The 25,289-nt window shown below is 37.1% G+C and carries 34 protein-coding genes and 1 pseudogene; 32 read left to right on the top strand and 3 right to left on the bottom strand.

All coding sequences use genetic code 11. The features are described 5' to 3' along the window. Positions 1 to 169 precede the first annotated feature (169 nt). The 4 genes and pseudogenes from SJW71_RS20310 (at position 170) to SJW71_RS20295 (ending at position 7,125) form a co-directional block, all read left to right on the top strand. The gene (locus tag SJW71_RS20310; RefSeq protein ID WP_322611362.1) at positions 170 to 3,223 is read left to right on the top strand and encodes an efflux RND transporter permease subunit; all 3,054 of its coding nucleotides are present in this window, start codon (positions 170 to 172) and stop codon (positions 3,221 to 3,223) included. 18 nt (positions 3,224 to 3,241) lie between these two features. After that, positions 3,242 to 4,392: pseudogene (locus SJW71_RS20305) on the top strand (SDR family oxidoreductase). A 322-nt stretch (positions 4,393 to 4,714) separates the two neighbouring features. After that, complete coding sequence (locus SJW71_RS20300) at positions 4,715 to 5,479, top strand: TerC family protein (protein WP_274795733.1); 765 nt, start codon at positions 4,715 to 4,717, stop codon at positions 5,477 to 5,479. Positions 5,480 to 5,769: 290 nt separating this feature from the next. Then, entirely contained in the window at positions 5,770 to 7,125 is a 1,356-nt protein-coding gene (locus tag SJW71_RS20295; RefSeq protein ID WP_274795735.1) for a TrkH family potassium uptake protein, read from the top strand. A gap of 75 nt (positions 7,126 to 7,200) precedes the next feature. On the opposite strand, the gene SJW71_RS20290 is transcribed toward SJW71_RS20295, so the two are convergent. From SJW71_RS20290 to SJW71_RS20280, 3 genes are all read right to left on the bottom strand, one after another. Further along, positions 7,201 to 8,307, bottom strand: coding sequence for a tyrosine-type recombinase/integrase (locus SJW71_RS20290; RefSeq protein WP_431811429.1), 1,107 nt, complete (start codon positions 8,305 to 8,307; stop codon positions 7,201 to 7,203). Between the two features lie 11 nt (positions 8,308 to 8,318). Beyond that, a complete protein-coding gene (locus SJW71_RS20285) occupies positions 8,319 to 8,816 on the bottom strand; it encodes an ImmA/IrrE family metallo-endopeptidase (RefSeq protein ID WP_431811428.1) in 498 nt (165 codons plus the stop codon). A gap of 106 nt (positions 8,817 to 8,922) precedes the next feature. Continuing rightward, positions 8,923 to 9,324 carry a helix-turn-helix domain-containing protein gene (locus tag SJW71_RS20280; RefSeq protein WP_431811427.1) on the bottom strand — a complete coding sequence of 134 codons (402 nt, stop codon included), beginning with the start codon at positions 9,322 to 9,324 and terminating at the stop codon, positions 8,923 to 8,925. Between the two features lie 144 nt (positions 9,325 to 9,468). Between SJW71_RS20280 and SJW71_RS20275 the strand changes: the two genes are divergently transcribed. The 28 genes from SJW71_RS20275 (at position 9,469) to SJW71_RS20140 (ending at position 25,282) form a co-directional block, all read left to right on the top strand. Further along, positions 9,469 to 9,690: a helix-turn-helix domain-containing protein gene (locus SJW71_RS20275; protein WP_431811426.1), complete on the top strand. Its 222-nt coding sequence runs from the start codon at positions 9,469 to 9,471 to the stop codon at positions 9,688 to 9,690. 17 nt (positions 9,691 to 9,707) lie between these two features. Beyond that, the gene (locus tag SJW71_RS20270) at positions 9,708 to 10,373 is read left to right on the top strand and encodes a Rha family transcriptional regulator (RefSeq protein ID WP_431811425.1); all 666 of its coding nucleotides are present in this window, start codon (positions 9,708 to 9,710) and stop codon (positions 10,371 to 10,373) included. Positions 10,374 to 10,414: 41 nt separating this feature from the next. After that, positions 10,415 to 10,684, top strand: a complete 270-nt coding sequence (locus SJW71_RS20265; RefSeq protein ID WP_431811424.1) for a group-specific protein — start codon at positions 10,415 to 10,417, stop codon at positions 10,682 to 10,684. Positions 10,685 to 10,896: 212 nt separating this feature from the next. After that, on the top strand, positions 10,897 to 11,382 hold the full coding sequence (locus SJW71_RS20260) for a helix-turn-helix domain-containing protein (protein ID WP_431811423.1): 486 nt from the start codon (positions 10,897 to 10,899) through the stop codon (positions 11,380 to 11,382). After that, the gene (locus tag SJW71_RS20255) at positions 11,379 to 11,624 is read left to right on the top strand and encodes a hypothetical protein (RefSeq protein ID WP_431811422.1); all 246 of its coding nucleotides are present in this window, start codon (positions 11,379 to 11,381) and stop codon (positions 11,622 to 11,624) included. The genes SJW71_RS20260 and SJW71_RS20255 overlap by 4 nt, the downstream gene beginning before the upstream one ends. Beyond that, the gene (locus SJW71_RS20250; RefSeq protein WP_322606074.1) at positions 11,608 to 11,742 is read left to right on the top strand and encodes a hypothetical protein; all 135 of its coding nucleotides are present in this window, start codon (positions 11,608 to 11,610) and stop codon (positions 11,740 to 11,742) included. The genes SJW71_RS20255 and SJW71_RS20250 overlap by 17 nt, the downstream gene beginning before the upstream one ends. A 307-nt stretch (positions 11,743 to 12,049) precedes the next feature. Then, the gene (locus SJW71_RS20245; RefSeq protein WP_431811421.1) at positions 12,050 to 12,280 is read left to right on the top strand and encodes a YqaI family protein; all 231 of its coding nucleotides are present in this window, start codon (positions 12,050 to 12,052) and stop codon (positions 12,278 to 12,280) included. A 64-nt stretch (positions 12,281 to 12,344) separates the two neighbouring features. Beyond that, positions 12,345 to 13,274, top strand: a complete 930-nt coding sequence (locus tag SJW71_RS20240) for a YqaJ viral recombinase family protein (protein WP_431811420.1) — start codon at positions 12,345 to 12,347, stop codon at positions 13,272 to 13,274. A 1-nt stretch (position 13,275) separates the two neighbouring features. After that, entirely contained in the window at positions 13,276 to 13,473 is a 198-nt protein-coding gene (locus SJW71_RS20235; RefSeq protein ID WP_431811419.1) for a hypothetical protein, read from the top strand. After that, positions 13,473 to 14,276 carry a recombination protein RecT gene (recT, locus tag SJW71_RS20230; protein WP_431811418.1) on the top strand — a complete coding sequence of 268 codons (804 nt, stop codon included), beginning with the start codon at positions 13,473 to 13,475 and terminating at the stop codon, positions 14,274 to 14,276. The genes SJW71_RS20235 and recT overlap by 1 nt, the downstream gene beginning before the upstream one ends. Positions 14,277 to 14,623: 347 nt before the next feature. Continuing rightward, entirely contained in the window at positions 14,624 to 15,406 is a 783-nt protein-coding gene (locus tag SJW71_RS20225; protein ID WP_431811417.1) for a DnaD domain protein, read from the top strand. Then, positions 15,330 to 16,151: an ATP-binding protein gene (locus SJW71_RS20220; RefSeq protein ID WP_431811416.1), complete on the top strand. Its 822-nt coding sequence runs from the start codon at positions 15,330 to 15,332 to the stop codon at positions 16,149 to 16,151. The genes SJW71_RS20225 and SJW71_RS20220 overlap by 77 nt, the downstream gene beginning before the upstream one ends. Positions 16,152 to 16,184: 33 nt before the next feature. Then, positions 16,185 to 16,694, top strand: coding sequence for a hypothetical protein (locus SJW71_RS20215; protein ID WP_431811415.1), 510 nt, complete (start codon positions 16,185 to 16,187; stop codon positions 16,692 to 16,694). Continuing rightward, the gene (locus tag SJW71_RS20210; RefSeq protein ID WP_431811414.1) at positions 16,666 to 17,136 is read left to right on the top strand and encodes a hypothetical protein; all 471 of its coding nucleotides are present in this window, start codon (positions 16,666 to 16,668) and stop codon (positions 17,134 to 17,136) included. Before SJW71_RS20215 ends, SJW71_RS20210 begins: the two co-directional genes overlap by 29 nt. Further along, positions 17,129 to 17,317 carry a hypothetical protein gene (locus tag SJW71_RS20205; protein WP_431811413.1) on the top strand — a complete coding sequence of 63 codons (189 nt, stop codon included), beginning with the start codon at positions 17,129 to 17,131 and terminating at the stop codon, positions 17,315 to 17,317. Before SJW71_RS20210 ends, SJW71_RS20205 begins: the two co-directional genes overlap by 8 nt. Then, positions 17,314 to 17,580, top strand: coding sequence for a hypothetical protein (locus tag SJW71_RS20200; RefSeq protein ID WP_431811412.1), 267 nt, complete (start codon positions 17,314 to 17,316; stop codon positions 17,578 to 17,580). Before SJW71_RS20205 ends, SJW71_RS20200 begins: the two co-directional genes overlap by 4 nt. Beyond that, a complete protein-coding gene (locus SJW71_RS20195; RefSeq protein ID WP_431811411.1) occupies positions 17,577 to 17,987 on the top strand; it encodes a YopX family protein in 411 nt (136 codons plus the stop codon). Before SJW71_RS20200 ends, SJW71_RS20195 begins: the two co-directional genes overlap by 4 nt. Continuing rightward, positions 17,984 to 18,490 carry a single-stranded DNA-binding protein gene (gene ssb, locus SJW71_RS20190; protein ID WP_431811410.1) on the top strand — a complete coding sequence of 169 codons (507 nt, stop codon included), beginning with the start codon at positions 17,984 to 17,986 and terminating at the stop codon, positions 18,488 to 18,490. Before SJW71_RS20195 ends, ssb begins: the two co-directional genes overlap by 4 nt. 198 nt (positions 18,491 to 18,688) lie before the next feature. Further along, positions 18,689 to 18,949, top strand: a complete 261-nt coding sequence (locus SJW71_RS20185) for a hypothetical protein (protein WP_431811409.1) — start codon at positions 18,689 to 18,691, stop codon at positions 18,947 to 18,949. Further along, positions 18,946 to 19,668: a dUTP diphosphatase gene (locus tag SJW71_RS20180; protein ID WP_431811408.1), complete on the top strand. Its 723-nt coding sequence runs from the start codon at positions 18,946 to 18,948 to the stop codon at positions 19,666 to 19,668. Before SJW71_RS20185 ends, SJW71_RS20180 begins: the two co-directional genes overlap by 4 nt. Positions 19,669 to 19,684: 16 nt before the next feature. Further along, complete coding sequence (locus SJW71_RS20175; RefSeq protein WP_431811407.1) at positions 19,685 to 19,945, top strand: hypothetical protein; 261 nt, start codon at positions 19,685 to 19,687, stop codon at positions 19,943 to 19,945. A 78-nt stretch (positions 19,946 to 20,023) separates the two neighbouring features. Continuing rightward, positions 20,024 to 20,455, top strand: a complete 432-nt coding sequence (locus SJW71_RS20170) for a DUF1064 domain-containing protein (protein ID WP_431811406.1) — start codon at positions 20,024 to 20,026, stop codon at positions 20,453 to 20,455. Between the two features lie 6 nt (positions 20,456 to 20,461). Further along, positions 20,462 to 20,716, top strand: a complete 255-nt coding sequence (locus tag SJW71_RS20165) for a hypothetical protein (protein ID WP_431811405.1) — start codon at positions 20,462 to 20,464, stop codon at positions 20,714 to 20,716. A gap of 232 nt (positions 20,717 to 20,948) precedes the next feature. Then, positions 20,949 to 21,446 carry a sigma-70 family RNA polymerase sigma factor gene (locus SJW71_RS20160; protein ID WP_431811404.1) on the top strand — a complete coding sequence of 166 codons (498 nt, stop codon included), beginning with the start codon at positions 20,949 to 20,951 and terminating at the stop codon, positions 21,444 to 21,446. A 502-nt stretch (positions 21,447 to 21,948) separates the two neighbouring features. Then, positions 21,949 to 22,152, top strand: a complete 204-nt coding sequence (locus SJW71_RS20155; RefSeq protein ID WP_066037345.1) for a DUF7681 family protein — start codon at positions 21,949 to 21,951, stop codon at positions 22,150 to 22,152. A gap of 225 nt (positions 22,153 to 22,377) precedes the next feature. Beyond that, entirely contained in the window at positions 22,378 to 23,106 is a 729-nt protein-coding gene (locus SJW71_RS20150) for a hypothetical protein (RefSeq protein ID WP_431811403.1), read from the top strand. Between the two features lie 45 nt (positions 23,107 to 23,151). Beyond that, complete coding sequence (locus tag SJW71_RS20145) at positions 23,152 to 24,021, top strand: terminase small subunit (RefSeq protein WP_431811402.1); 870 nt, start codon at positions 23,152 to 23,154, stop codon at positions 24,019 to 24,021. Beyond that, positions 24,014 to 25,282, top strand: a complete 1,269-nt coding sequence (locus SJW71_RS20140; protein ID WP_431811401.1) for a PBSX family phage terminase large subunit — start codon at positions 24,014 to 24,016, stop codon at positions 25,280 to 25,282. The genes SJW71_RS20145 and SJW71_RS20140 overlap by 8 nt, the downstream gene beginning before the upstream one ends. Positions 25,283 to 25,289 lie beyond the last annotated feature (7 nt).

Here is a 25,289-nt window from a genome sequence, read left to right as displayed (position 1 = left end):
AATTTTGCGATTCGTGTTTTTTTGCAAGGGAAATTGACACTGTTTGTAGAATAAAACAGTATGAGGAAATATATTACACAAATTACTCGAAGGGAGCTTAGTCTATTTATAAAATAATCTCCTTTTCGGCTATCCTGAAAGGAAGAGGTAGAAAAAGGAGTTTGTTTATATGAATATTAGTCATTTTTCAATTAAAAGACCCGTCTTTACCATTGTTACAATGCTTCTTGTCATCTTACTAGGAGGCGTATCTTTATTAAAAATACCAATTACACTAATTCCAGAGTTAAATCCCCCTATTGGTGTTGTTGTCACTTCTTATCCTGGTGCAAGTCCAGCAGAGGTAAATGAGAAGATAACAAAGCCTTTAGAAGCTACACTTGCAACCTTACCAGGTATCAAAAAAATACAATCAACCTCTCAAGAAGGTTCTAATTTAATTGTACTTGAGTTCAATTGGTCTACGAACCTGGAAGATGTCCAACTTGATATTCTTCAAAGAATAGATATGACACCACTGCCAAATGATGCAGGGAAGCCTAGCTTCTTAAAATTTGATCCATCACAATTCCCTATTATTCAACTATCATTGCGTGCTGAAAATAAAAATGTAGATGTGCGTTTGTTAGCGGAGGACTTAGAGCAAGAGCTTCGACGGACAGAGGGTGTTGCTAGTGTAAATGTTTCTGGCAAATTGATAGAGGAAATCCAAATCATATTAGATGAAGCAAAGCTAGTAGAAAAAGGTCTAACACAAACAGACATTGTGCAAATAGTTCAAGCCAATAATGTTTCTCTTCCTGGTGATCCTGTCTCAACAGATGATGGCAAGATGTTAACAACACGTATTGTAAGTACATTATCTTCACCAGAAAGCATTGCTGATTTAATCGTTTCGGTAAACCCTTTAACAGGTGAAGCCATAACTGTTGGTGATCTTTCAACAGTGGAAAGAACAGAGCAACAATCTAGTACGACAACACGAGCAAATGAGTATCCAGCAGTCCTGATGTCTGTTTTGCAGGAATCTGGTGCAAATACCGCAGAAGTTTCGAAAGCGTTTCAGCAGACATTAGATGATTTATTAAAAAAAGAACAGTATGAGGGTATTACAGCAGATATATTAGTCGATCAAGGTAACTATGTAGATTTAGCTATTAGTAACATTGGTACTTCCTTAATTCTAGGTGGACTATTTGCGATGTTTATCCTATTTGTTTTTTTACGTAGTGTAAAAAGCCCGATTATTATTGGTATTGCCATCCCTTATTCGGTTATTGTGACATTTGTGTTGATGTTTTTTGCAGATTTTTCGCTCAATATTATGACGCTAGGTGCCCTGGCATTGGGAATTGGTATGCTTGTAGATAATGCCATAGTCGTGATTGAAAATATAGAAAGACATTTAGGCTTAGAAAAGGATCCGATTACTGCAGCTAAAGAAGGGACGAAGGAGGTAGCTCTTGCTATTACAGCTTCGACGTTAACAACAATAGCTGTATTTATTCCTGTTATGTTTATCGAAGGCTTGATAGGTCAAATTTTTACAGAATTTGCCTTAACCATTTCGTTCAGTTTAATAGCTTCGTTAGTCGTGGCCCTTACAGTTGTGCCAATGTTAGCAAGTCGACTTTTGAAAACGAAAAGTAGCAATTTTGATGTACAGCGCAGTAACTCGTTATTTTATAAGCGTTTCAAATCTTCGATTGTATGGGTATTACAGCACCGAATGTTAATCCTTGTTTTCACAGTAGTCTGTTTTGGTCTATCCTTTTTTGGGCTTACAAAAATAGGAACTGAATTTTTACCACCTACCGATGAAGGATTCACATCTATAAATATTAACCTTGAGAAGGGTGTCGCTGTCTCTGAAACAGAAAAAGTTGTTAAGCAAATTGAGGAACGTTTAAAGCAGGAAAAAGATGTGGAAGTTTATGTTAGTTTAATTGGCGGTACACAACAATCACAGGCACGTGGACAAGCCAGTCCTAATCAGGCCGAAATGTATGTGAAACTAGTGCCGTTAGAAGAAAGGCAACGTTCCATTTTTGAATTTGTTGAAGAGCTGGAGCAAGATTTACAGGGAGAGCTTGGGGAGCAAGCAGAGGTTACCTTTAATGTATCGACGGCAACAGGCTCTTCACCACATACGTTAACGTTCCGATTAACCGACTCGGACGAGCAAAGACTTCAGCAATCTGTTGATAAAGTGCTGCCAGCGCTACAAGCAATTCAAGAAGTAACAAATGTCACAACAGACTTAGATAATACTGTGGAAGAAATTCAAATTGAGGTTGATCGCGAAAGGGCAAAAGACTATGGTTTTGTACCCGCACAAATTGCTCAAAACGTCAATCAAATGACAAAAGGACAATTAACATCCCAACTAATTACAGAGGACGGTGCTGTGTTACCGGTTTATACAAGTTTTGGACAGACATTTAATAATAGTATAGATGCGCTCAAAACGATGCAACTTCGTTCCCCAGCAGGACTGTTTGTGAAATTAGAGGATGTAGCTACTATATCTATTCAGGAAGGTCCAGTATCCATTCGCCGTTCTGACCAGGCAGCAGCAGTAGCCTTTTTTGTTGACTATGAAACAAAGGAATCATTAGGGGGAATATCGGCAAAAGTAGATAAAGCATTAGAAGAAGTTAATTTACCACCTACTACGGAGATTGTTTTTAGTGGGGATCGTGAGCTTTATGATAGTGCAATTGATGACATGCTACTAGCAGTTATGTTAGCAATTGTCCTTGTATATATTGTTATGGCTGCTCAATTTGAGTCTTTTAAATATCCATTTGTTATTATGTTTTCAGTCCCATTAATGATTATAGGTGTCGCTATAGCTATGTTTTTAACACGAACTTTAATTGGTGTGACGTCTGTCATAGGCATCCTAGTGCTTGTAGGAATTGTCGTGAATAATGGTATTGTGCTGGTTGATTATATTAATCAACAAAAAGCGAAGGGTATATCAACTTATGAGGCTATTTTACAGGCTACTCAAGATCGTCTTCGTCCAATTTTAATGACAGCGTTAACGACTATTTTAGGGTTGTTACCACTTGCATTAGGTATAGGTGAAGGGACAGAAATGAACCAACCGATGGGGATAGCTGTAATTGGAGGACTTGTAACCTCTACTTTACTTACTTTGTATATTGTACCCATTATTTATAGTTTAGTGGATAAAGAAACAAGAAAGATGCGCTAGATATAGGGGGAATGAGATATGAAAGTTCACTTTTTTACTGGTTTTCCAGGTTTCATTTCGAGTCAGCTCATTCGAACATTATTCCAAGAGAAACAAACGCAGCAGGTGATTGCCATTGTGCTGGCTGGTGAAACCATTAAAGCACAGAAGGAAAAAAACAAAATAGTAGAAGCGTTTCCTGACTGTTCGATTCGTATTATAGAGGGCGATATTACGTTGCCGAATTTAGGTTTAGACGATCAAATAATCAAAGAGATTGTCCCACAAATCGAGGTATTTTGGCATTTAGCCGCTATTTATGATTTAGCGGTGCCGCGAGATATTGCATGGAAAGTGAATGTCCATGGAACAACAATGGTCAATGACTTTGTGCGCACCTTACCTAATTTAAAACGCTATATGTATTTTAGCACGGCCTATGTAGCAGGTACTCGAGAAGGAGTCTTACGTGAAAATGAACTTATTCGACCACAAGCATTTAAAAACTATTATGAGGAAACAAAATATGAGGCTGAGCTTCGAGTGGAAGATTTAAAATCAGAAATACCTCTGACGATTATTAGACCTGGGATTGTAAGAGGGCATTCTAAAACTGGTGAAACCATTAAATTTGATGGACCTTACTTCTTTTTGAATTTGGTGGAACGCTTGAAGGGTCTACCGTTGATTCCGTATATTGGTCAATCTACATCGACGATTAACGTTGTGCCAATCGATTATATTTTAAATGCCTCTATTTTTTTGGCAAACGAACAAGGTGCAGAAGGTAAGACTCTTCATTTAACAGATCCCAAACCTCATCTTTTTTGGCAAACGAACAAGGTGCAGAAGGTAAGACTCTTCATTTAACAGATCCCAAACCTCATCCTGTGCAGGAAGTATACCGTACAATGGTGAAACTGATGACAAATTCTTATCCAAAAGGGCGTATACCATTTACTCTGGCAAAGCTATCATTACAGATTCCTTTTATTCGAAAAAAACTAGGTGTCGAACAAGAAACATTAGATTATCTAACATGGAATGCCACATTTGACACCTCTGAAGCACAGTATATTTTACAAAAAGGTGATATTACATGCCCGGATTTTATACAGACAATGCCAAGAATGATTGATTTTTATTTAGCCCATAATAAGGATGAGAGCTATCACATTCAAATTAAGTAAAAAATAATATAGATATTTTTGTCAGTAGTAAATGATAGTGCTATAATGATTGAAAGAAGATACCTTCGACATTTGTCAAAGGGGAGTAGCTAACAGGAAATTAATTTACCTGGTTTCACATTCGTCAAGACATGGTTTTTGCCATCGGGTGTGATAGTGAATGGCTCTATACGTAATGACGTGTAGATTGATGTACCAAAAAGAAATAAGGTACGAATTTACTTAGCGAGACCTTTGCCTGAATAAAGGCAGGGGTTTTTTTCTTTTGTACTTTAGATGAAATGGTCGTTTTTGGTATATAGAGCTTAGAGGAGGCACTAGAATGGAAACAATTTTATTACAATATGGCTGGGTATTGATTGTCCTTGTTGTATTAGAAGGATTACTCGCGGCTGATAACGCGGTAGTGATGGCTGTTATGGTCAAGCATTTACCACAAGAACAGCAAAAAAAGGCACTATTTTATGGATTATTTGGAGCACTGATTTTCCGATTTTCAGCGCTTTTTGTAATAACAGTGTTGGTAAACTATTGGCAAATCCAAGCGGTAGGAGCTGCCTATTTACTATTTATGTCTGCGAAAAACATCTATGATTTGCGTAAACATAAAGACGATGATGATGAAGAATCTACTGAAAAATCTGGGAAAAAGGGTTCTGGATTCTGGTTAACTGTTCTGAAGGTTGAAGCGGCAGATATTGCATTTGCTATTGATTCAATGCTGGCAGCAGTTGCTATTGCCGTAACTTTACCGCATTTAGGAGAATTTGATATAGGTGGTATCAATGGAGGGCAGTTTATTGTTATGCTCCTTGGTGGATTTATCGGCGTCATTATGATGCGTTTTGCAGCACAATGGTTTGTTAAAGTATTAAATGACTATCCTTCACTTGAAACAGCTGCATTTTTAATCGTGGGATGGGTAGGTGTGAAGCTGGTTGTTTTAACATTAGCCCATGAAAAAGTTGGAATACTACCTGAAGAGTTTCCACATTCCACTGCGTGGGAGTTAACATTCTGGGTTGTCTTGCTAGCCATTGCATTTGTTGGCTATTTAGTAGGAGTTCGTAATAAAAAGAATAATTAGGGTTTTAAATATAATAAAGACAAGCATGAGAAAAAGAATTCTCATGCTTGTTTTTATTATTAAAATTTATTAACCTCGATACTATTCCTCCCCCATTTGACCACTTACTCATTATTTTTTCTCCTCTGATTTGGTTATTCAACAAATGAATAAAGGCTTTAGTATACAAATTAAACCTTTGTCGACAAACTAGGATGTTTAGGTGTAACTATTCCTCTTTCTTTTTTTATGTATTTTTTCTATACTATTATCTATCTAGTTGGGCATCATATGTGGAAGGGGTTGTTAAAGTGCCTTGGAAAAAATCATCAAATAAACTTGTCACACCATTTCAGGTACTTGTTTCTTATTACTTTATAGCCATAGCGATTTCCTTCCTGTTATTACGGCTTCCAGGCGTTCAGCAAGAAGGTGTGAAAGTTTCGTTTTTAGATAGTTTGTTTACCGCAGTGAGTGCAGTAAGTGTCACAGGTTTAACAACTATTAATATTTCAGAAACCTATACAACCTTTGGACTTGTGATGATTCTTGTTATTTTACAGTTAGGTGCCATCGGTATTATGTCACTCGGTACCTTTGTATGGCTGCTAGTAGGGAAAAAAATTGGAATGCGTGAACGTCAATTAATTATGATTGATCATAATCAGTACAGTGTGTCAGGTGTTGTTAAATTAATTCGTGAAATTTTGAAAATTTTATTTGGTATTGAAGTGGTAGGTACGGTTATTTTAACACTACACTTCACCAATTACTTTGATACATTGGAAGAAGCGTTCTTGCATGGTGTGTTTGCTTCAATTTCGGCAACAACTAATGGTGGGTTTGATATTACAGGAATGAGCTTATTGCCTTTCCATGATGATTATTTTGTTCAAATGGTTACGATGGTGCTTATTGTGTTAGGTGCTATCGGTTTCCCGGTATTAATCGAATTGAAGACGTTTTTGCTTAATCGACGTGCGAATTTTCGCTTCAGTCTGTTTACCAAAATTACGACATCAACATACGCGGTATTATTTGTTGTTGGTGCTCTTGTCATTTTACTCCTTGAATCATTCCATTCCTTTAAAGAAATGTCTTGGCACGAGGCTCTTTTTTCAGCGATGTTTCATTCAGTATCAACGCGCTCCGCTGGATTAACAACTTACGATGTCACGACATTCAGTGAGGCAACAGATATTTTTATGAGTTTTCTCATGTTCATTGGTTCTTCGCCAAGTTCTGTTGGTGGGGGTATTCGAACAACGACATTTGCCTTGGCCATTTTATTTTTAATAACCTTTGCAAGGGGAAGAGAAGATATTCAAGTATTTGGGCGGGAAATTCATTTAATAGACGTCTTTCGTTCATTCGTGGTAATCCTATTAGCATTTTTTATGGTGTTAATTGCAACGATCATTTTGCTCATTACAGAACCACAAGCGTCACTTATTCAAATTATTTTTGAAATTACTTCTGCATTCGGAACATGTGGTATGTCGTTAGGAATCACTTCCGATTTATCTGTGATTGGAAAAATCATTATCATTATTTTAATGTTTATAGGCCGAGTAGGTTTAATTTCATTCCTTTATACACTTGGTGGTGGGGGACGAGGTAAAAAATCAAGCTTCCATTATCCAAAAGAACGAGTTATTATTGGGTAGGTTCTACAAAACATTGGTATATAAGGGTTTGTTGAGGGGTAATCACTTGATTGCCCCTTTTTTGCCCCCAAAAGGTCATTTTTTTAGATATTCTTCGAATTTTTTAAGGGCATTTCTTTCATGTTCAGGAGTCACATGTAAATATGTGTTAGCAGTTATGTCTATATTTTTATGACCAAGTCTTGTACTAACTGTTTTAATATCAACCCCAGATTCTAACATCATAACTGCGTGAGTATGCCTTAATAAATGAGTAGATTTTCTAGGTTGCAACTTGGCATACCTAAGTAAATTTTTCATCATATCTTGTGGTTTTGTTTGATAAAACAATTTGCCATTTTCGTCAACGAAAACAAATTCCGATTTTTCATAATTGGGATTGGTCAGTTCATTTTCTTCTTGCCAAGTTTTATAAGCGAGTAATTCATTCACCAATTTATCATCAATACTGATTGTTCTATAACTTGATTTGGATTTAGGAGGACCTAATCCTGTAATAGCACGTTGGCGATTAATGGTAAGTGTTTTATTTTCAAAATCAATATCTGACCAAAATAAACCTAACAATTCGCCACTACGTATGCCTGTATGAAGCAACGTTATAACCATTACACGTTTAAAAATATCTTCATTTTCGATTGCAGATAATAATTGTTTCACTTCTTGTTTATTTAAGAATACTATTTTTTCTTCATCTTCATCTTTGGTAATTTGTATACCTCTTAATATATTCTTCTCTAATTCATCATGCTCAACAGCACTATTAATTATAGACATCATTTCACCATGTATACGATCAACGGTGTTTTTTGCATAATTAAATTGAAATAATAAATCGTTAATGAACAATTGATACTCTGCTCTTTTAATTCTATTTAGTTTATATCCTTTGAATTTATTAAGTAATTTTTTTTGCCCATTCATGGCTGCTATATTACTAGATTCTCTCCTGTGATGGTTATGCATTTTGTTGTGTATTTCTAACCAATCCTCAAAAAGAATTTCTCCTTTTCTTAATTTTTCTACGCCACCTTTAACTAATTTTTCTTCTATCAAAATAGCAGCTGCTCGAGCTTCGGTTTTAGTTTTAAATCCACCTTTTGATATTTCTTTCTGTTTACCAGCATCATTGTATTTTATTCGGTACTCCCAATGGTTCCCACGTTTACGGAAGTAAGCCATAATATCACTCCTTAACAGAAATCTATAGTACTTATGATAGGTTCATAATTTTCCGGGAAATGGTTATTTAAATAATTATCTAATCTTTTTTCCGCAAATTCGTACTCTACATTAAAAAGTAAACAAATCTTGATAATAGCTAGCTCCTTATTTTTAGGTAGCTTAATCTGATTTAACATAAAAGTTGGAATACAAAAGTGCAGCGCAAAACTATTTGCCTTCCATTCCTGATACTCTCTAAAGAGAGGATTAGATTTCGCTTGATTACCAGAATGTAAAGTTGCATGACATGATTCATGACCAAAATCTTGCCATTGTTCTTCTTTTGATAATCGGGAGTCTAAAAAAATTACATTACCTATATTTGTAGAATCGCATGGTAGATAAATTAAGTTTATCCCAAGTAATGATGCAATGATTTTAGGATCTAATTGTTTTGGGCTTGTAATACCAATACTTGTATAAAGGTTATATATGTAATCTTCTAAATGTGAATAAACGAAATTCATAACATCCCTCTTTTTGCAAACATATGTTCTTTTGATATTAACAAAAAAATTCACCACTGAAAAGGCGAATTTTTAAATGTCTGGAAAACATACATAAGAATGTAAATTACTTTTTGTTTTCTTGTTGTCTTTTTAACACTTCGTAGAAAATCTCGAATTGCTCTAGTGCGTCTAACAGATTTTCTGGTTGGTTTTTAAAGAACAAATCCTCTCTAGTTAAAAAGAAATCAATAACTTCTTTCTGATATGCACTTAGGTTATTGTAATCTTCATTAGAGATACCAGCTTGTGTATGTAAAGCGTCTCTGTTATTGGTTCTGCCGAGTAGATAATCAACAGATACATTATAAAAGTCGGCTAATTTACTTAGAGTTTCAAAATCAGGTTGAGTAGAAGATGTTTCATAACGAGCATATGTTGATCTATTTATTGTAAGGCGGTCAGTTAATTCCTTTTGGGATAAACCCTTTTCAGTGCGTAGTTTCTTTAATATCTCGCCATATTTCATACATTACGCTCCTTTCTATTCTATATATTATAAGTGAATTTTTTGCACAATAAATATTTTGTGAAAAAACTACACAAAAACTATTGACTGTGCAAAAAATGCACGATATACTATGTGTAAGAAATGCACAAAGGAGGTAATCACATGTTTCCGGAAATCTTAAAGAGACAAAGAAAAGCTCTAAAGTTATCCCATGAGCAAGTGTCAAATATGGTTGGGATTGAACGTTCTTATTATACAAAAATTGAGAACGGTCTAAGACCGAGTGTAAAAGTTGCACAAGCAATTGGAAGAGCATTAGATATAGATTGGACCATTTTTTTTATTGAAATTTGTGCAAAAAATGCACAAGTTAAAACTGCATAAAACAAGGAGGATTTATTATGAATCAGTTACCAAGAAATATCTCAAGTTTAGAAGTTGCCGAAATGGTTGGACGTGAACATCGTAACGTGCTCCAGGATATTAGGAAAATTATTGACCAATTAGGTGAGCTGAAAAATCAGCAGTCCTATTTCGTTGAATCAACTTATATAAACAACCAAAACAAAGAGCTACCTTGCTTCTTATTAACAAAAAAAGGTTGCGAACTTTATGGCACTCGTATGACAGGTGAAAAGGGAACACAGTTTGCTGTTAAATACATTGACCGATTTAACGAGATGGAACAACAATCGCAAAATGTAGTTCCACTTTCCAAAGACCAAGCATTAGTTACCGTTTTACGTACAACTGCAGATCTAGTGGAAGATACTCAAACAATTAAAAATGAGCAACTTGAAATTCGAAAAGAACTTTCACTAATCAACGAAAAAGTAGAAGAACAAATTACATTAACATCTGGTGAACAACGTGCAGTTCAAAAAGAAGTTGCTATCAAAGTATATGAAATCGAAGCTGATGCAACTATTAGACCTAAACTTTTCCGTGAATTACATCGTGAAATTAAAGATCGTTTTGCTGTTGCTAGTTACAAGGATGTTCGTAGACAAGAATTACAATCAGTAATCAATTATATAAGATCTTGGGTACCAAGAAAGGTTTCATAATTGATTGATTAAGAACAACTAGAAAACTGGAGGTGCCAATTATGATTCAAGTCCAAGTAGATGAACAATTAGTGCTCAATATAGCTCGAGATGAAATCAAAGCAAAATTGCAGTCAGTTGAATCCGAATTTGTCTTTTGGGATTTGAAAACATTATGTGAAAAGACATGTATGTCACGAAGTTTTGTATTAGAAACATTCTTCTTTTTGCCAGACTTTCCCCGACATAAAGTCGGTACAAAATGGTTGATTCCAGCAAAAGAAGCAAGTGAATTTTTACTTAAATGGCTGAAACAACAGCCAAGAGCATAGGAGAGGCCAGGGCAAATGGTCTCAAGATAAATCAAACTACCAATCTAGTAGAAATCTAAGAGGTAGGGGCAAATCTACCTCTTAACCTTTATTATACAGACAATTAATCAAAATGACGGTCTCTTACAAGTTAACTTTTCAATGAAATGTGACTTTATTTAAAAGAAAGGAATGGAAATATGACTGTTACTGGAAATTTAGTGGGCGAGGTAATGAAAGAAATTAGGGGTGAAGAAACACAGTTAAAATTCGGTTTTGATTTTGGAGTAGGGAGGGAAGCTATTTCGAAATACGAGAACGGTCGCAGTAAGGTCCCTGCAGATATAAGTAAAAGCATCGTTGAAAAATTTGATGATCCAAAGTTTGCACTTGCTGTTCAACATCAATATACAGGTACAGGGCCAATATGGTTAAACGGTCCAAATGTAGATTTGCACAGATGTAGTGTTCGAGAGAAGACAATAGAAGAATTACAAGAAGCTTTGGATTCCATAACAAGTACCAGCTTAGCCAAACCAAGCGATGCCATTGAGCATTATGAGCGAAAAAACATTATGGACATGATTGAGGAGGCAGTCGAGGCTGCTACAGCACTGGCAAACTTCATAGCAGTGACGACTGAACATTTAGGTATCAGTTACACAGGTGTATGGATGGACCATTATAAGTACTTACAGAAAGCAGGATTCATTAAATGATTGAAATAGATGAAGAAATTAAACGGCAACAAGCATGTATCGAGGATTTAATGACAGAAATCAAGATACATGTACAAAAAGGACAAATTAACACAGCGATACAACGAGAACGAGATTTACATAATTCGTTGAAACAACTAGAAAAACTACATGAACGTAAACGGTTATGGATAACAGTTGAAGTTTTAAACAAGCGAGGAATATTAGCTGAGGTGGTGAACAAGGTTGTGGAAATGGCTTGATAACTATTTTTACTTACCAGATGACGATGTACCAGAATCACACAGGAAGTTTTGTATTGGTGCAGTTATTACGATGCTTATTATCGGAGTGCCAATCATCATCACATGTTGGCAATAAAAAAAGCTGCTTAATCGTTGGGATCGATTAAACAGCCAAAGACTATAGAATATCCAAATATATTATATCACAAATATTGACGCTTGCGAGAGTTATCTCGCTCTCGTCAAGCAGCTTACAGCACCGTCTCCCTACGGTTTAGCTTTGTCACTGTGAATTGCTTGATGGGACTAGCAATCTATTTATAAAACCGAGCACAGTACGCCATGACCATTTGCGAGCGACAGCCAATAGGCTCCAGTTGCGACGACAGTTTTGTAAGTAGATTGGTGGTTATCCATCAATACATAGGAAAGAAGGTGAATACATGCGACAACTTATGGAAGTTGAAAATCCAATGGTGTTGGGAACCATTGAAGCTGTAAATAGCGTACCTACATTTCGGTATATCGAAAGAGAGTTTCGTGATCTTTATGGTAGTTTAATTGTTTTCAATGATGACTATATGGAGTTTCCGAATGGAGATATCGTTCATTTAGACAACATCCATACGTATTTAGAGGATAACTATAATGCTAAGTTTTACACAAAAAAATAAACCACTTTGCAGAGTGGCTTAAAAAACAATTATTAATCAGATTTTAGCATAGGAGGGCAAGAGAATGGAAGCAGTTTCTACTTTAGAAATGGATCGCATTGAATGGCTACAACTCCGTAAGAGTGGTATTGGCGGTTCGGATGCATCAGCAATATTAGGTTTCAACAGATACAAATCAGCATTTCAACTATATATAGAAAAAACATCTGAATTGGTTGACGAATCAGATAGTGAGGCTGCCTACTGGGGCAACGTTCTTGAAGATGTAGTAGCTAGAGAGTTCGCAAAACGAACAGGTAAGAAAATTCGAAAGATTAATAGGATGCTACGTCATCCAAAACATTACTTCATGACTGCTAATTTAGACAGGGATGTAGTTGGAGAGAAAGCATTTTTAGAATGTAAAACAGCGAGCGAGTACCTAAAAGATAGCTGGAATGGTGAGGATGTTCCTGCAGCATATCTTTGTCAGTTACAACATTACCTAGCAGTCACTGGTTACGAAAAAGCTTATATCGCTGTATTGATCGGTGGTAACAAGTTTGTTTGGAAAGAGGTCGCTAGGGATGATGAATTTATCGAGCTGATGATCCAACATGAGAAATCATTTTGGGAGAATCACGTACTAGCTAATGTTCCACCAGCTATTGATGGAAGTTCATCGGCATCAGAACTACTAGCTAAAATGTATCCGCAGGATGATGGTTCAGCCATTATGTTGGACGAGCAATCTAACACTTTAATTGAAGCTATTGAATCTTTAAAAGCTGAAGAAAAGCAACTCGAACTACAGCGTAAAGAGTATGAAAATCAGCTCAAAATGATGCTTGGTGAGTCTGCAGAAGGGCATTCGGATCGCTTTAAAGTTACGTATAAAACTATTGCTTCAAGTCGTTTGGATAGCAAGCGATTGAAAGAAGAACAGCCAGCAATATATGAAAAATATATCAAAGAATCGTTATCAAGACGCTTATCAATTAAGGAGGCTAACTAAGTTGATTAAACCTATGGAAGAACCAAAGGAATATCTAGTAACAGAAACAATTTTAACTACTATTACTACGGTTGTTATGGCAAATGACGCGAGCCAGGCGAGATTGAGATACAAACAAGATAGACAAAGAATTGGTATTTCGACTCAAAAAATAGAATCGGACACTAATTTAGTTATAACTCAAAAGGAGGATAAATAATGGCAACTACAACTGATTTAAAAGCACAAATGCAACAGGCACCAGCTGCTCAACAAAAACCTAAAACAATTGATGATTACTTGAAACAAATGGCACCAGCAATGGCGCAGGCATTACCAAAACACATGGATGTAGATCGTTTAATGCGCTTGGCAATGACGACTATTCGTACAACACCAGCACTTAAAGATGCGGATGTTTCTAGTTTACTAGGTGCTGTTATGCAAGCTGCTCAACTAGGATTAGAGCCTGGTTTAATGGGTCACTGTTACTTACTACCATTCAAAAACAGCAAAAAGGGCATTACAGAGGTTCAATTTATCATTGGCTACAAAGGGATGATTGATCTTGCAAGACGAAGTGGTCATATCCAATCGATTTACGCTCATGCTGTGTACGAAAAGGACGAGTTTGAGTACGAGCTAGGGTTAGACCCAAAATTAAAGCACAAACCTTGTATGGATGTAGATAAAGGCAATTTTGTAGGTGCCTATGCGGTCGCTCATTTTAAGGATGGGGGTTATCAATTTGAGTTCATGTCAAAAGCCGAAATTGAGAAGCGTAAAGGTCGTTCAAAGGCTGCTAATTCATCGTATTCACCGTGGGCTACAGACTACGAGGAAATGGCGAAAAAGACCGTTGTACGACACATGTGGAAGTACCTACCGATTAGTGTGGAAATGCAACAGCAAGTAGCTTATGACGAGGGTACAGCGCCAAAACGTGAGATGAAAGACATCACACCAGAAACAGAATTTTTCGTTGATGTACCAGAAATTGAAGTAGAAGTAGTAAATGAATAACGTACCCCACAAAGTCCTTCTGCCTGCTTGGATATTTGAGCAGGCGAAGGATAAAGATGAAATCAGGCGCTTAGTGCTAGATTACATGCGAAGATACCCGAATTATAGGGTGCTCAAAGTGAGTGGTAGTTTCGCAGTATGTGAAAGGCTGGATGGTCTTATTTGAATAAATGTGTGATTAAAAATTTGAATATTGAAAATATGGAGGGTTGTATATGTACGACGAATTACGGCGTGGTTTTAAATCTTGGGCAAAGGAACTACCACCAGCACCAAAATGGACAGCGTGGCATCATAAAACATTTAATCGACCACGTAGAAAGCGTAAGTAGGAGAGGTGAGGGCAAATGGGCATCATCCGAGTAGCTAAGAACAACAACTATGTAGTGATGAATCGAACGGCATTGAACGATAACCGGCTATCTTGGAAAGCTAAAGGCATAATGGCATATATGCTTTCAATGCCAGATGATTGGGTGTTTTATATGGACGAGCTAATGACTCACTCAACTGATGGCAAGGCATCGTTCAGAGCTGGTTTCAATGAGTTAAAGACTTGTGGCTACATCGAACGAAAACCTATTCGTGAAGGGCAAAGAATTAAAGAATGGGAAACGATCGTTCATGAAGTACCTATAAATTCTCTACTTACCGATTTTCAAGAAGTAGAAAAGCAAGAAGTTGAAAACCAAGAAGTAGGTTTTCAAGAAGTAGAAAATCGAACACTACTAAGTACTGATAATAACAAAGTATTGAATAAACCAAATACTGATAATAACCAAGTACTGACTACAGACGCGCAGCATGCTCAAAAGCTATATGAGTTCTTTGTCAGTCGTCTGCAAAAGTTTCCTAGTGATAAGTTACGAGAAGATATCGAGTACTATCTAGCAACCTATCATGATGCAGATCTTATTATTGAAGCGTTTGAACGAGCACTTATAAATAGTCGAGTTACAAATAAAGAAAAATACGCCACAGGCACTTTACGCAACTGGAAACATGAAGGCGTAACATCTATCCAACTATTAGCTAAAAGGGAGGCGCAGCAACTTGCAGGCAATCAACACAGCACTACAAAAGGACAGCGTACTACACAAAGTGAACTCGGGGTTGATGTGGGCTTCTAGTAAATGTGAGAAACATGATATTCAACTAATGATTGTAGATGGTAAAGAATCTTGTCCTAGATGCTTTTGCGAGAAAGAAAATGCTGTATTCGAAGCTGAATTCAAGGCTGAACTCCAGCAACAGCAAGCAAAGGTTAAGTTTAATACACTCGCAAATAAAAGTCTGATACAGGACAAAACGTTACTAGATGCAACATTTGATAGCTATATTGCACAGACATCCGAAGAACATACGAATAAACAAAAAGCATTGCAATATTTAGAACGCTATCAACAAGGACACCGTTTCAATCTATGGTTTAATGGCAAACCGGGTGTAGGGAAAAGTCACTTGTCTATGAGTATCTTAAAAGCTCTTAATAGCTTGCATGTATCGTGCTTGTATATCGACATCGACGAAATGTTGAGAAAGATTAGAGCTACTTTTAATGACAAGGAATCTCCGTTTACTGAACAGTATTTCATCGATTTACTAACGAACGTTGATTACTTGGTACTGGATGATCTAGGAGCAGAAACAGGAAACATTGATACGAACAAACAAGCAACAGATTTCACCAGCAAAGTATTACGAGCTGTTGTTAACGGACGGCAGGATAAGTCAACGATTGTTACTACGAATCTATCAAGTAAAGCGCTAATGAATATGTATGATCCAAAGTTAATTAGTCGCATGATGAAGAATTTAGAAACGATTATTTTTACAGAAACAACGGACAAGCGTATTAAAAATATTGGATTTTAGAGGGGCAACAGCCCCTTGATGGAGGCTGAAGGGATGAGTGTAGAAGCACATAAATGTAACGTCAAAGGATGTAAAGGATTCATAGTTTTTGATAATGCAGATTTTGATTATAACAATCCACCAACTGTAAATGGGATGTATGAATTTGATGATCCATCTTGTACGGAATGCGGAAAGGAATACAAAGTTGTACCTTATCACGCAGTCATTGCCATTGACGAAAATGAAGATATTGAGTTTGTTGAATCAGCTTGTATAACAGAGTATGAAAGACGCGAAAAAGAACGTAAGTACGAAAATGAAGCAGATCCATATACAAAAATATTGATGTTTTTAGAGCAACGAAGATATTCGTACACAGTACAAGCAGTTGTATGTGGTTATTTAGATAAACAAAAAGGTGTTTATATTAGTCATTCGATGAAGGATTGCGTAACCAACTTAGCAGACGAAATAAAAGTATTGCTAGACGAAGGAAATGAGGTTTTTGAAAAAACGGTGGGGAGTGAATTTGATGAATCAAGAACAGTTGAATGCCATTAAAGAACGTGTGGCGAAGGCTACTCCAGGACCATGGGAAAGTGAAGAAACAGTAGAAGGACATATCGATATATTCAATCCTAATGAGGATTACGCAGTTTGCCAAACAGGTAACGAAACTTACGATTGTTTGAATGATGGTGATACAGAGTTTATTAAACATGCGATTACTGATGTACCAATACTTATTGCAGAAGTTGAGAGACTACAAACAGAACTAGCAAAAACCAACGAATGCTATGAAATTATGGAAAAAGCAACGTTTAAAGCTAGTGAAATGTTAAAGGAAACTAAAAATGAAAATGAACGGCTTCGCGAAACACTTTGTTTTTATGGTGATTTAAGTAAATACGTAATTATAGCTCACATGAATAAAGAAACTGATTTAGCAGTTGATTTGGGCGAAAAGGCACGTCAAGCACTTGGTGGTGTAGCTCATGAATGAACAATTCCTAATCGACCAGATGATCATACATGTTGGCCTTTACAAGAAACATAGGGATACGGAAAATGCGATGGGGTTTTATCAAAAGCTTGAAGAAATACGAAAATTTAAAGGTTTTAATACACAAGATGATGCTTTGGATTATGTGATAGAAAAAATGAAAGAGGCGAAGGCTGCATGAATCGACGTCAGAGAAAAAAGAACAACATTAAAAAAGCTCAAGCTTATAAAGATGTGTTGATTAATAAAGGTTTTACAAAGTCCAATGGCTATAATGTTGCGCCATTCAGGTCGTTAAATGGAGTGGATTATGGGGTCTATATTTCGAATCCAAAAGGGATGAAAACATTCATTTTCCCAAGTTTGTTGGAGGATAAGAATTACAGCCTTAAAGCTTTCGGTACAACATTTAATAAAAGGTATTTCAAGGAGGTTTCGGCATGAGTAGAGAGATTAAGTTTCGTGCATGGAATGATCTAGCGAAAGTGATGTACCCGTCAAACATACCAGGTCTGTTAATTCATTTTGATGGTGAATTAAATGGTCTCGATGAAAACGGAATGTTGGAAGGTACAGATAATACTAGACAGCACCATTTAATGCAATACACAGGCTTAAAGGACAAGAATGGCAAGGAAATTTACGAGGGAGATATTGTAAAAGTTGTTGATAGTGAAGGCAGTATGGAAATGCCTGATACAGGAATCGGAGTAGTTGAGTGGTTTAATGATTGGGCTTTCTATAACGTAACCGAAATCGAAAATGGATTAGGGGAACTAGTACATGGCATGCATGTAGAAGTTATCGGAAATATCTATGAACACAGTCATCTATTGGAGGAGTCAGCATGATCAACCGAGTCATATTAGTTGGCCGACTTACAAAAGATCCTGAATTACGCTACACACCGAATGGGATTGCATCATGTCGGTTTCAAGTGGCAGTCAACAGGACATTCCAAAATCAACAGGGTGAACGTGAGGCAGACTTTATATCGTGTGTGGCTTGGCGTAAACAGGCCGAGAATCTAGCAAACTTTCAGCGAAAAGGTAACTTAATAGGTTTGGAAGGGCGAATCCAAACAGGCAGCTATGAAGGGCAAGATGGCAAGCGTGTCTACACTACTGATGTTGTTGCCGACAGCATCCAATTCTTAGAGTCGAGAAACGCATCAGGAGGCTCACAGGGCACATCAAACTACGAATCTAGTACAAATACAGGCGGAACCTATCAAGGGGCTCCACAAGGGCAGAATTACGGCAATAATCAGCCGAGTTATACAAGGGTCGATGAAGATCCTTTTGCAAATAGTAAGGGGCCAATGGAAGTAAATCAGGATGATCTCCCCTTCTAAATAATTAATCGAGGTGATACCCATGCCAATATTAAGAAAAATCACCAAGGCTAGGACATCAAGAGAATTAGAACGTTTGGTTACGGATGATACGGAGAGAAGTTGGATGGTAGCTAGTCGAATGAATTACATTTCTGCAGATCCAAGACCTTATCAAATACTATTGGAATTTAACACTGAAAGGGAACAGGTGAGTTTATGAGCGTAGCAAAAACACTACAAGCTTTTGATATAGATGGTAACGAACTAGAGCGTGGCGACATTGTAGAAATAATTAAAGGTGGTATTGACCACGGCTGGTTAACGAAGGGTAATAAGATGCGCGTTAGTCATTGGGATAATAGATCATTCGGAATTGGTAAATATATAGTTGTATTTTTAGAAACTAAAACTGGTGGGCGTTTATGCCAAAGGGGAGTACATGAAAAAGATTTGAGAAAGGTTGTGGCTAAACAATGAACTTAACTAAACTTTTTGAAACACAAGCATCGTTGGACGAGCGCATCATACAGGAGCATCCAGAGCTACGAGGGCAGAACAATCTTGATTGGAAGTTACTTGCGCTACAGGTTGAGCTAGGTGAGTGTGCAAATGAATGGCGAGGGTTTAAGAAGTGGAGTAAAAATCAGAAACCTCTAACTAGAATCTTAACAACTGAAGGTGCAACAAACCAAAATGCAGTTGAATATAAATGCGGTGATGATGAGTGTAGCTTCACATTTGATGCAAAGGATGGAAGATTGAAAGATCTATGGGGGGATATCTCGGATGATTGTCCAATCTGTGAAAATGGTCAACTATACGCTATGCGTTTGAAAAATCCACTCCTTGAAGAATACGTTGACTGCTTGCATTTCATTTTGAGTATTGGGTTAGAAATTGAGTGTACACCAGGTATTTGCGGTGAAGCATTGACAGTACCTAATTCAGATATTACGAATCAGTTTCTGCGGCTAATGGAAGAAGCGTTTAAAATCCAACACAATTTACGATTCAAGGATATGCATAAAGATAAAAGTGCTTTGGCATTGAACACAGCATTTTCTAATTACCTTAGAATGCTAGGTATTTTTAGGGGTCTTGGTGAAATGCTTGGCTTCACATGGGAGCAAGTCGAAGAAGCTTACTACGCAAGAATAAGGTCAATCACGCTAGACAAGAAAACGGATATTAAATAAAAGGAGGAACAATAGTATGAAATTCTTTGATTTTTACAATCCATATATCGCATTAATTAAGGCTGAAAACGAGGAACAAGCGAAAGAAAAGTATGTTGAGTGGGTAGCTGAAGATAAAGGTGATTTAGAGTTTGATGAAATTGATAGAGATTATGCAATCGTTAAGTTTAGCCAAGCAAAAAGTGAGGATGGAGAGTTGGTTCCTGTAAACGAAATCCTAGAACAATTACAGAGCGACCAACCAGAATTGTTAGTGATTGATGGTAGCTTAATTTAATCAAATACACGCTGCTGGTAGAACGGCATTAGGTTGTTTTATCAGCAGACTTTCAAAAGTGCTGACAGGAGGGCAAACATGAGCAAAGCAAAATACGGCAACAAGAAAGTTGTACATGACGGAATTACATTCGATTCAGCGATGGAAGCTAAATATTATGATCACTTGAAGCACCTACAAGCACAAGGTATTGTGACCTCCTTTGAATTACAGCCAAGGTTTGTGCTGCTACCGAAGTTCGAAAAGAATGGCAAGAAATATCGTGAGATTGGTTACAACGCTGATTTTACAGTTCATTATGCAGATGGTCATACAGAAGTGGTGGATATTAAGGGAATGGTTACACAGCAATTCGAATTGAGGAAGAAGTTGTTCGAATACCGTTTTCCCCACGAATTAAAGCTTCTAACGTATTCAAAGATTGATGGTGGTTGGATAACTCATGATGAACTTAAAAAGGCTAGGAAAGCACGTAAGGACCTGAAAGAGAAGCAATTAATGGGTAGGTGATATTGAATGGCAAGGAAAGTAGAGAGTCGATACATTTTATTCACTGGTGAGGTTCATGAATCGGTTAAGTTTGATTTTACAATTCAACAAATAGGAACCTTCATAGCTATGTGGAATCAAGGTTATCCAATCAATAAAATAGCTGACAGGCTTAATACAAGTAAGGTGAGTGTGGCTTTGATTGCTATGGACCTTGAAATGGCTGAACGGATTGAGCCAAGAGCTGGTGGGTTGTTAGGTAAGAGGATAGTGGTTAGTTGAAAGAAATTGTGCATTACAACGAGGTGAGAAGTTGTTTGTAATATTTTCAGCAGTATTAGCGATTATCACAGTAGCAATTTGCTTGTGGATTGATAAAGATTATTTGAAAGAAAAATATAGAAATAGGTAAAAGAAAAAGCCGCAGCGTCATCACACGCTACAGCTCGAATTGGTTTATGCCCTTTGATGGTGTTCACAACACTAGTATATCACACCGTAGGAGGGCAAACCTATGACAAACTATCAATCTACAGCAAGTAAGGCAACTGAACATAATGATATGTTCTACATCATCACTCAAATGATTAAGGACTTCAAATGGATGCGTAACGAGGTCCAAAGGCTTCAAAAGCTTTTATATGGACATAGCTTACCTATTCAAAATTGGGGAGTAGCACAATACGGAGTAGAGGCAGCAATGCCGAAGGGTTCCAAGGGCAAAAGTATGTCGGAGATTAAACGTATTGAATCGTTAGAAGAGAAGCGAAACAACCGATTAAGACGCTATGAGACCGAGGTTTATCTACTAGAAACACTAGGAGATACGCTTCAAAATGAAACTCAAAAGGTTATTTACGATTGCTTACTGGAGGGCATGACGTATAGAGAGATTGCATTGCATCTTATGATCTCTAAAGATAATGTACAGAGACAGAGAAAAGAAATCATCCAGCAGCTACTAGAAAATGAACAGATGGAAACATTTTTACTATATGGCGATCTAGATTAATGCTAAGACAAACGAGACAAATGCGACAGATGAGACAAATGAGACAAAAACGTGCATATTTGTTTTCGTTAAAATTTGCAGTGTAAAATGGAGGGGAGGTCGGACAGGTAAATGTTTCTTCCTTTGGTATTTATAAAAACCTAAATATTAGGGAAAGACAGACCGACGACCGACATGCGCTTGTCAGAGTAGTTCGGAGCGCGACATACATGGCCGGCCCATATTTTTTAAGAGATTAGGTATCTTAATTAATATAAAGGCTAATAAAACTGAAGGAGTGGTTTATATGTGAACTTCGTCCACTTTCCATAATTTCAGTCAAACTTACTACATCAACAAAGTGCACGGAAATGCACTCTAAATTTAGAACACAATTCGTTACAAAATAACGTGGTGTCGCTCTACCACGAGTCGGAAAAGAGCACTCGACAATTTACCACAATATCAAAGCTTTCATCTTCGGATGGAGGCTTTTTATTATGCATGCGAAAGGAGAAAACAAATGAAACCACAAATTGAAAACAACTTTATGTACCACGCACCAAAAGAGGGACAGCCAGCAAAGTATGAGGCTATTCGTGAGAAGGCGAAAGAGCTTGCTTACCTTATCGATGAAGAATGTCCTAACAGCCGTGAGAAGTCAGTTGCTATGACTAACCTTGAAACTGCTGTAATGTGGGCTAATGCTTCAATTGCACGTAATTAAGAGCCCTTCACAGGGCTTTTTCTTTTGCTTTGAAAACTGCATCAAACAGCCAAAACGCTATGAGTTGAGAGGGTAGAGTTTGGTGTGGTTTTGAGAGTGGAAAAGATATTTAGTAATAGCCATAATGGGTTTCCCTTTAATTCTAACTATAGTGTCTGTTACTGATGAAAAAAGCTCGATGACAAACCACACCTTCCTGATCTATTATTTAGGAGGAGGGATTTAATGGTGAATAAAGTTTTTATTAGTATTTTATTAGTGTTCATAGCAATATTTTTAGGAGGTTTATATTCATTAATAAGCCATTTTTTTATCATCGATAGCACAATTGTTGCCACTATTTTTGGTGGAGTCCTTAGTATGTTTGGAGGTGCTTTCGGAGCTTTCGGAGCTTATAGTGTAGCGAAATATCAAATGGATAAAGAAAAGGAACTCTATGAGGAGAGAGAAATAATAAACGCTAGGCCGATAATCAGTTGCATGGAATTTAAAGGACCAGCAAAACTTAGAAATATAGCTATGAATAAAAATGCAAGAATACTAGCCACACATTTTTATGATAGTAATGTCACAACACCAGTATTTAATTTTTACGAAATTAAAGCTTTAGGAAATAACAAAGGTATATATGACTGTAAAGTAAAAGTATTATTAGATAACATACATAAGGAACATGCCGTAATTGAAGGTTATTTAGGTATTATTGAAAACGATACCGAAGTCTTTATTCCGTTGCCGCATGTTCAAGAGGGAAATGTTTTAGTCTCTAGTACTATATCAGTAGAATTAGAGTTTGAAACCGAAAAAAATGAGAAGATGAGATACCACTATAATGTAGACAATAAAAGTGAGAAGTATTTTTTGTTAAAAGGAGAAAAAGAAATACTAATTAAAGAAATAAAATTAAAAAATTCGGAATGGATACTACCAGGAAGAACAAAGTCACCAAATTAGGTGGCTTTTTTTAATATGGAAATATGGAGGTGGTGTTTATGAGTTATGGCTAATTGGGATGAAATTAAATTAGAGTGGGAAACCACAAAGATTACACTGGCTGATCTTGCTGAAAAGCATGACATAAAGCTCGGTACATTAAAGAGCCGCAAGAGCCGCGAAAAGTGGTCAAGGGATGCAACTGAAAAGGATGCAACCAAAACTAAGAAGGTTGCAACCGTAAAAGAGGATGCACCCAAGGATGGAGTTATTTATTTTGAAGCTGAAGGTAATGATGGCTTAACTGATAAACAACGGCTTTTCTGCATGTATTATGTGAAATGTTTTAATCAAACAGTAGCAGCAATAAAAGCAGGATATGCGAGAGACAGTGCTCATGTAGAAGGAAGTCGTCTGCTAAGGAATGCTAAGGTCGTGACAGAAGTTAAACGACTTAAAGGGGAATTACGTAAAGGCCTTTTCATTGATGCTATGGATGTACTTGAAAAGTATGTACAGATTGCGTTTGCTGACATTACAGACTATGTAGAATTCGGCAGAGAACGTGTGGAACTTATTGGCGCATTCGGACCTGTTTACGATAAAAATGATAAGCCAGTTATGGTAGACCAAGACTTCGTTCGATTTAAAGAACATGATGAAGTGGATGGAACTATTGTTACTGAAATTAAAATGGGCAAAGACGGTGCTTCAATTAAGTTAGCTGATAAGATGCGAGCACTGGATTTCCTAGCTAAACATTTTGATTTACTCAATGAGCGAGAACGCAAGCAACTCGAAATCGAAAAAGCTAAGGCATCGCTTGAACTATCGAAAATCGCTATTCGCAAAGAGAATGGTGATGATGAAGATCAGTATGAGGATGATGGCTTCTTAGAGGCGTTAGAAGGCAAGGAAGTGAATTGGGATGAGTAAACGAAAGAAACCTGCTCTATTCACATTCAAACCTTTTAGCCAGAAACAACTTAAAGTACTTAAGTGGTGGCAATCTAATTCCCCTCACAAGGACAAGGATGGGCTTATTTGCGACGGTTCTGTTCGTGCAGGTAAAACGGTCGTCATGTCTTTATCGTTCGTTATGTGGGCAATGGAGACGTTCGAGGACGAGAACCTTGGCATGGCTGGTAAAACAATCGGCTCGTTCCGTCGTAACGTATTCAAGCCGTTAAAACGAATGCTGATGTCTCGAGGTTACAAAGTAAAAGAATATCGTTCCGAAAACATGTTCACTGTCACTAGAAATGGCAAGGTGAACTATTTTTATATTTTCGGAGGAAAAGACGAGGCTTCGCAAGACCTTATCCAAGGGATTACACTAGCTGGAATGTTCTTTGATGAAGTAGCACTTATGCCTCAATCATTCGTTAACCAAGCAACGGCTCGATGTTCAGTTGATGGTGCTAAGTTTTGGTTTAACTGTAACCCTGCTGGACCTTATCATTGGTTCAAATTAGAGTATCTGGATCAATTAGAAGATAAGAACATGTTGCACTTACACTTTACTATGGATGACAACTTATCACTGTCACAACGCATCAAAGAGCGTTATAAGCGCATGTATAAGGGCGTGTTCTATAAACGATTTATTCTTGGTTTATGGGTGCTGGCAGAGGGCGTCATCTACGATATGTTTGATAAGGACTTACATGTTGTTAAAACAGTGCAACGCAACTATGAAAAATACTATGTCAGTGTCGATTACGGCACCCAGAACCCTACGACATTCGGTCTGTGGGGCTTTTTTGATGGTGTTTGGTACAAGGTGAAGGAATATCACTATGATGGTCGGAAATCTAGCAGACAAAAAACTGACGAACAATACTGCCAAGACATGAAGGAGTTTGTTGGTGACCTGAAGATATCTAGGATTATTGTTGACCCTTCTGCAAAATCATTCATTACGGCATTAAAACAACATGGCTTTGTAGTTAAAGAAGCAAAGAATGATGTACTTGATGGCATACGTAACTTAGCAAATGCCCTCGTTAATAACATGATCAAATATAATGACTGTTGCACAGAGACGTTTCGCGAGTTCAGTTCTTACATGTGGGATGCTAAAGCTGCTGATAGAGGCGAGGATAAGCCTGTTAAACAAAACGACCATCAACTAGATGCAGATCGTTATTTTGTAAATACAGTAATCATGCGTAAAGGCATGACAATCTTGAAATAGAAGAAGG

It is taken from the genome of Lysinibacillus sp. FW12 (assembly GCF_050817245.1).
Lineage (GTDB): Bacteria > Bacillota > Bacilli > Bacillales_A > Planococcaceae > Lysinibacillus > Lysinibacillus irui.
Note: the sequence above shows the minus strand (reverse complement) of the source record. Positions and strands in the feature narration are given on the sequence as shown.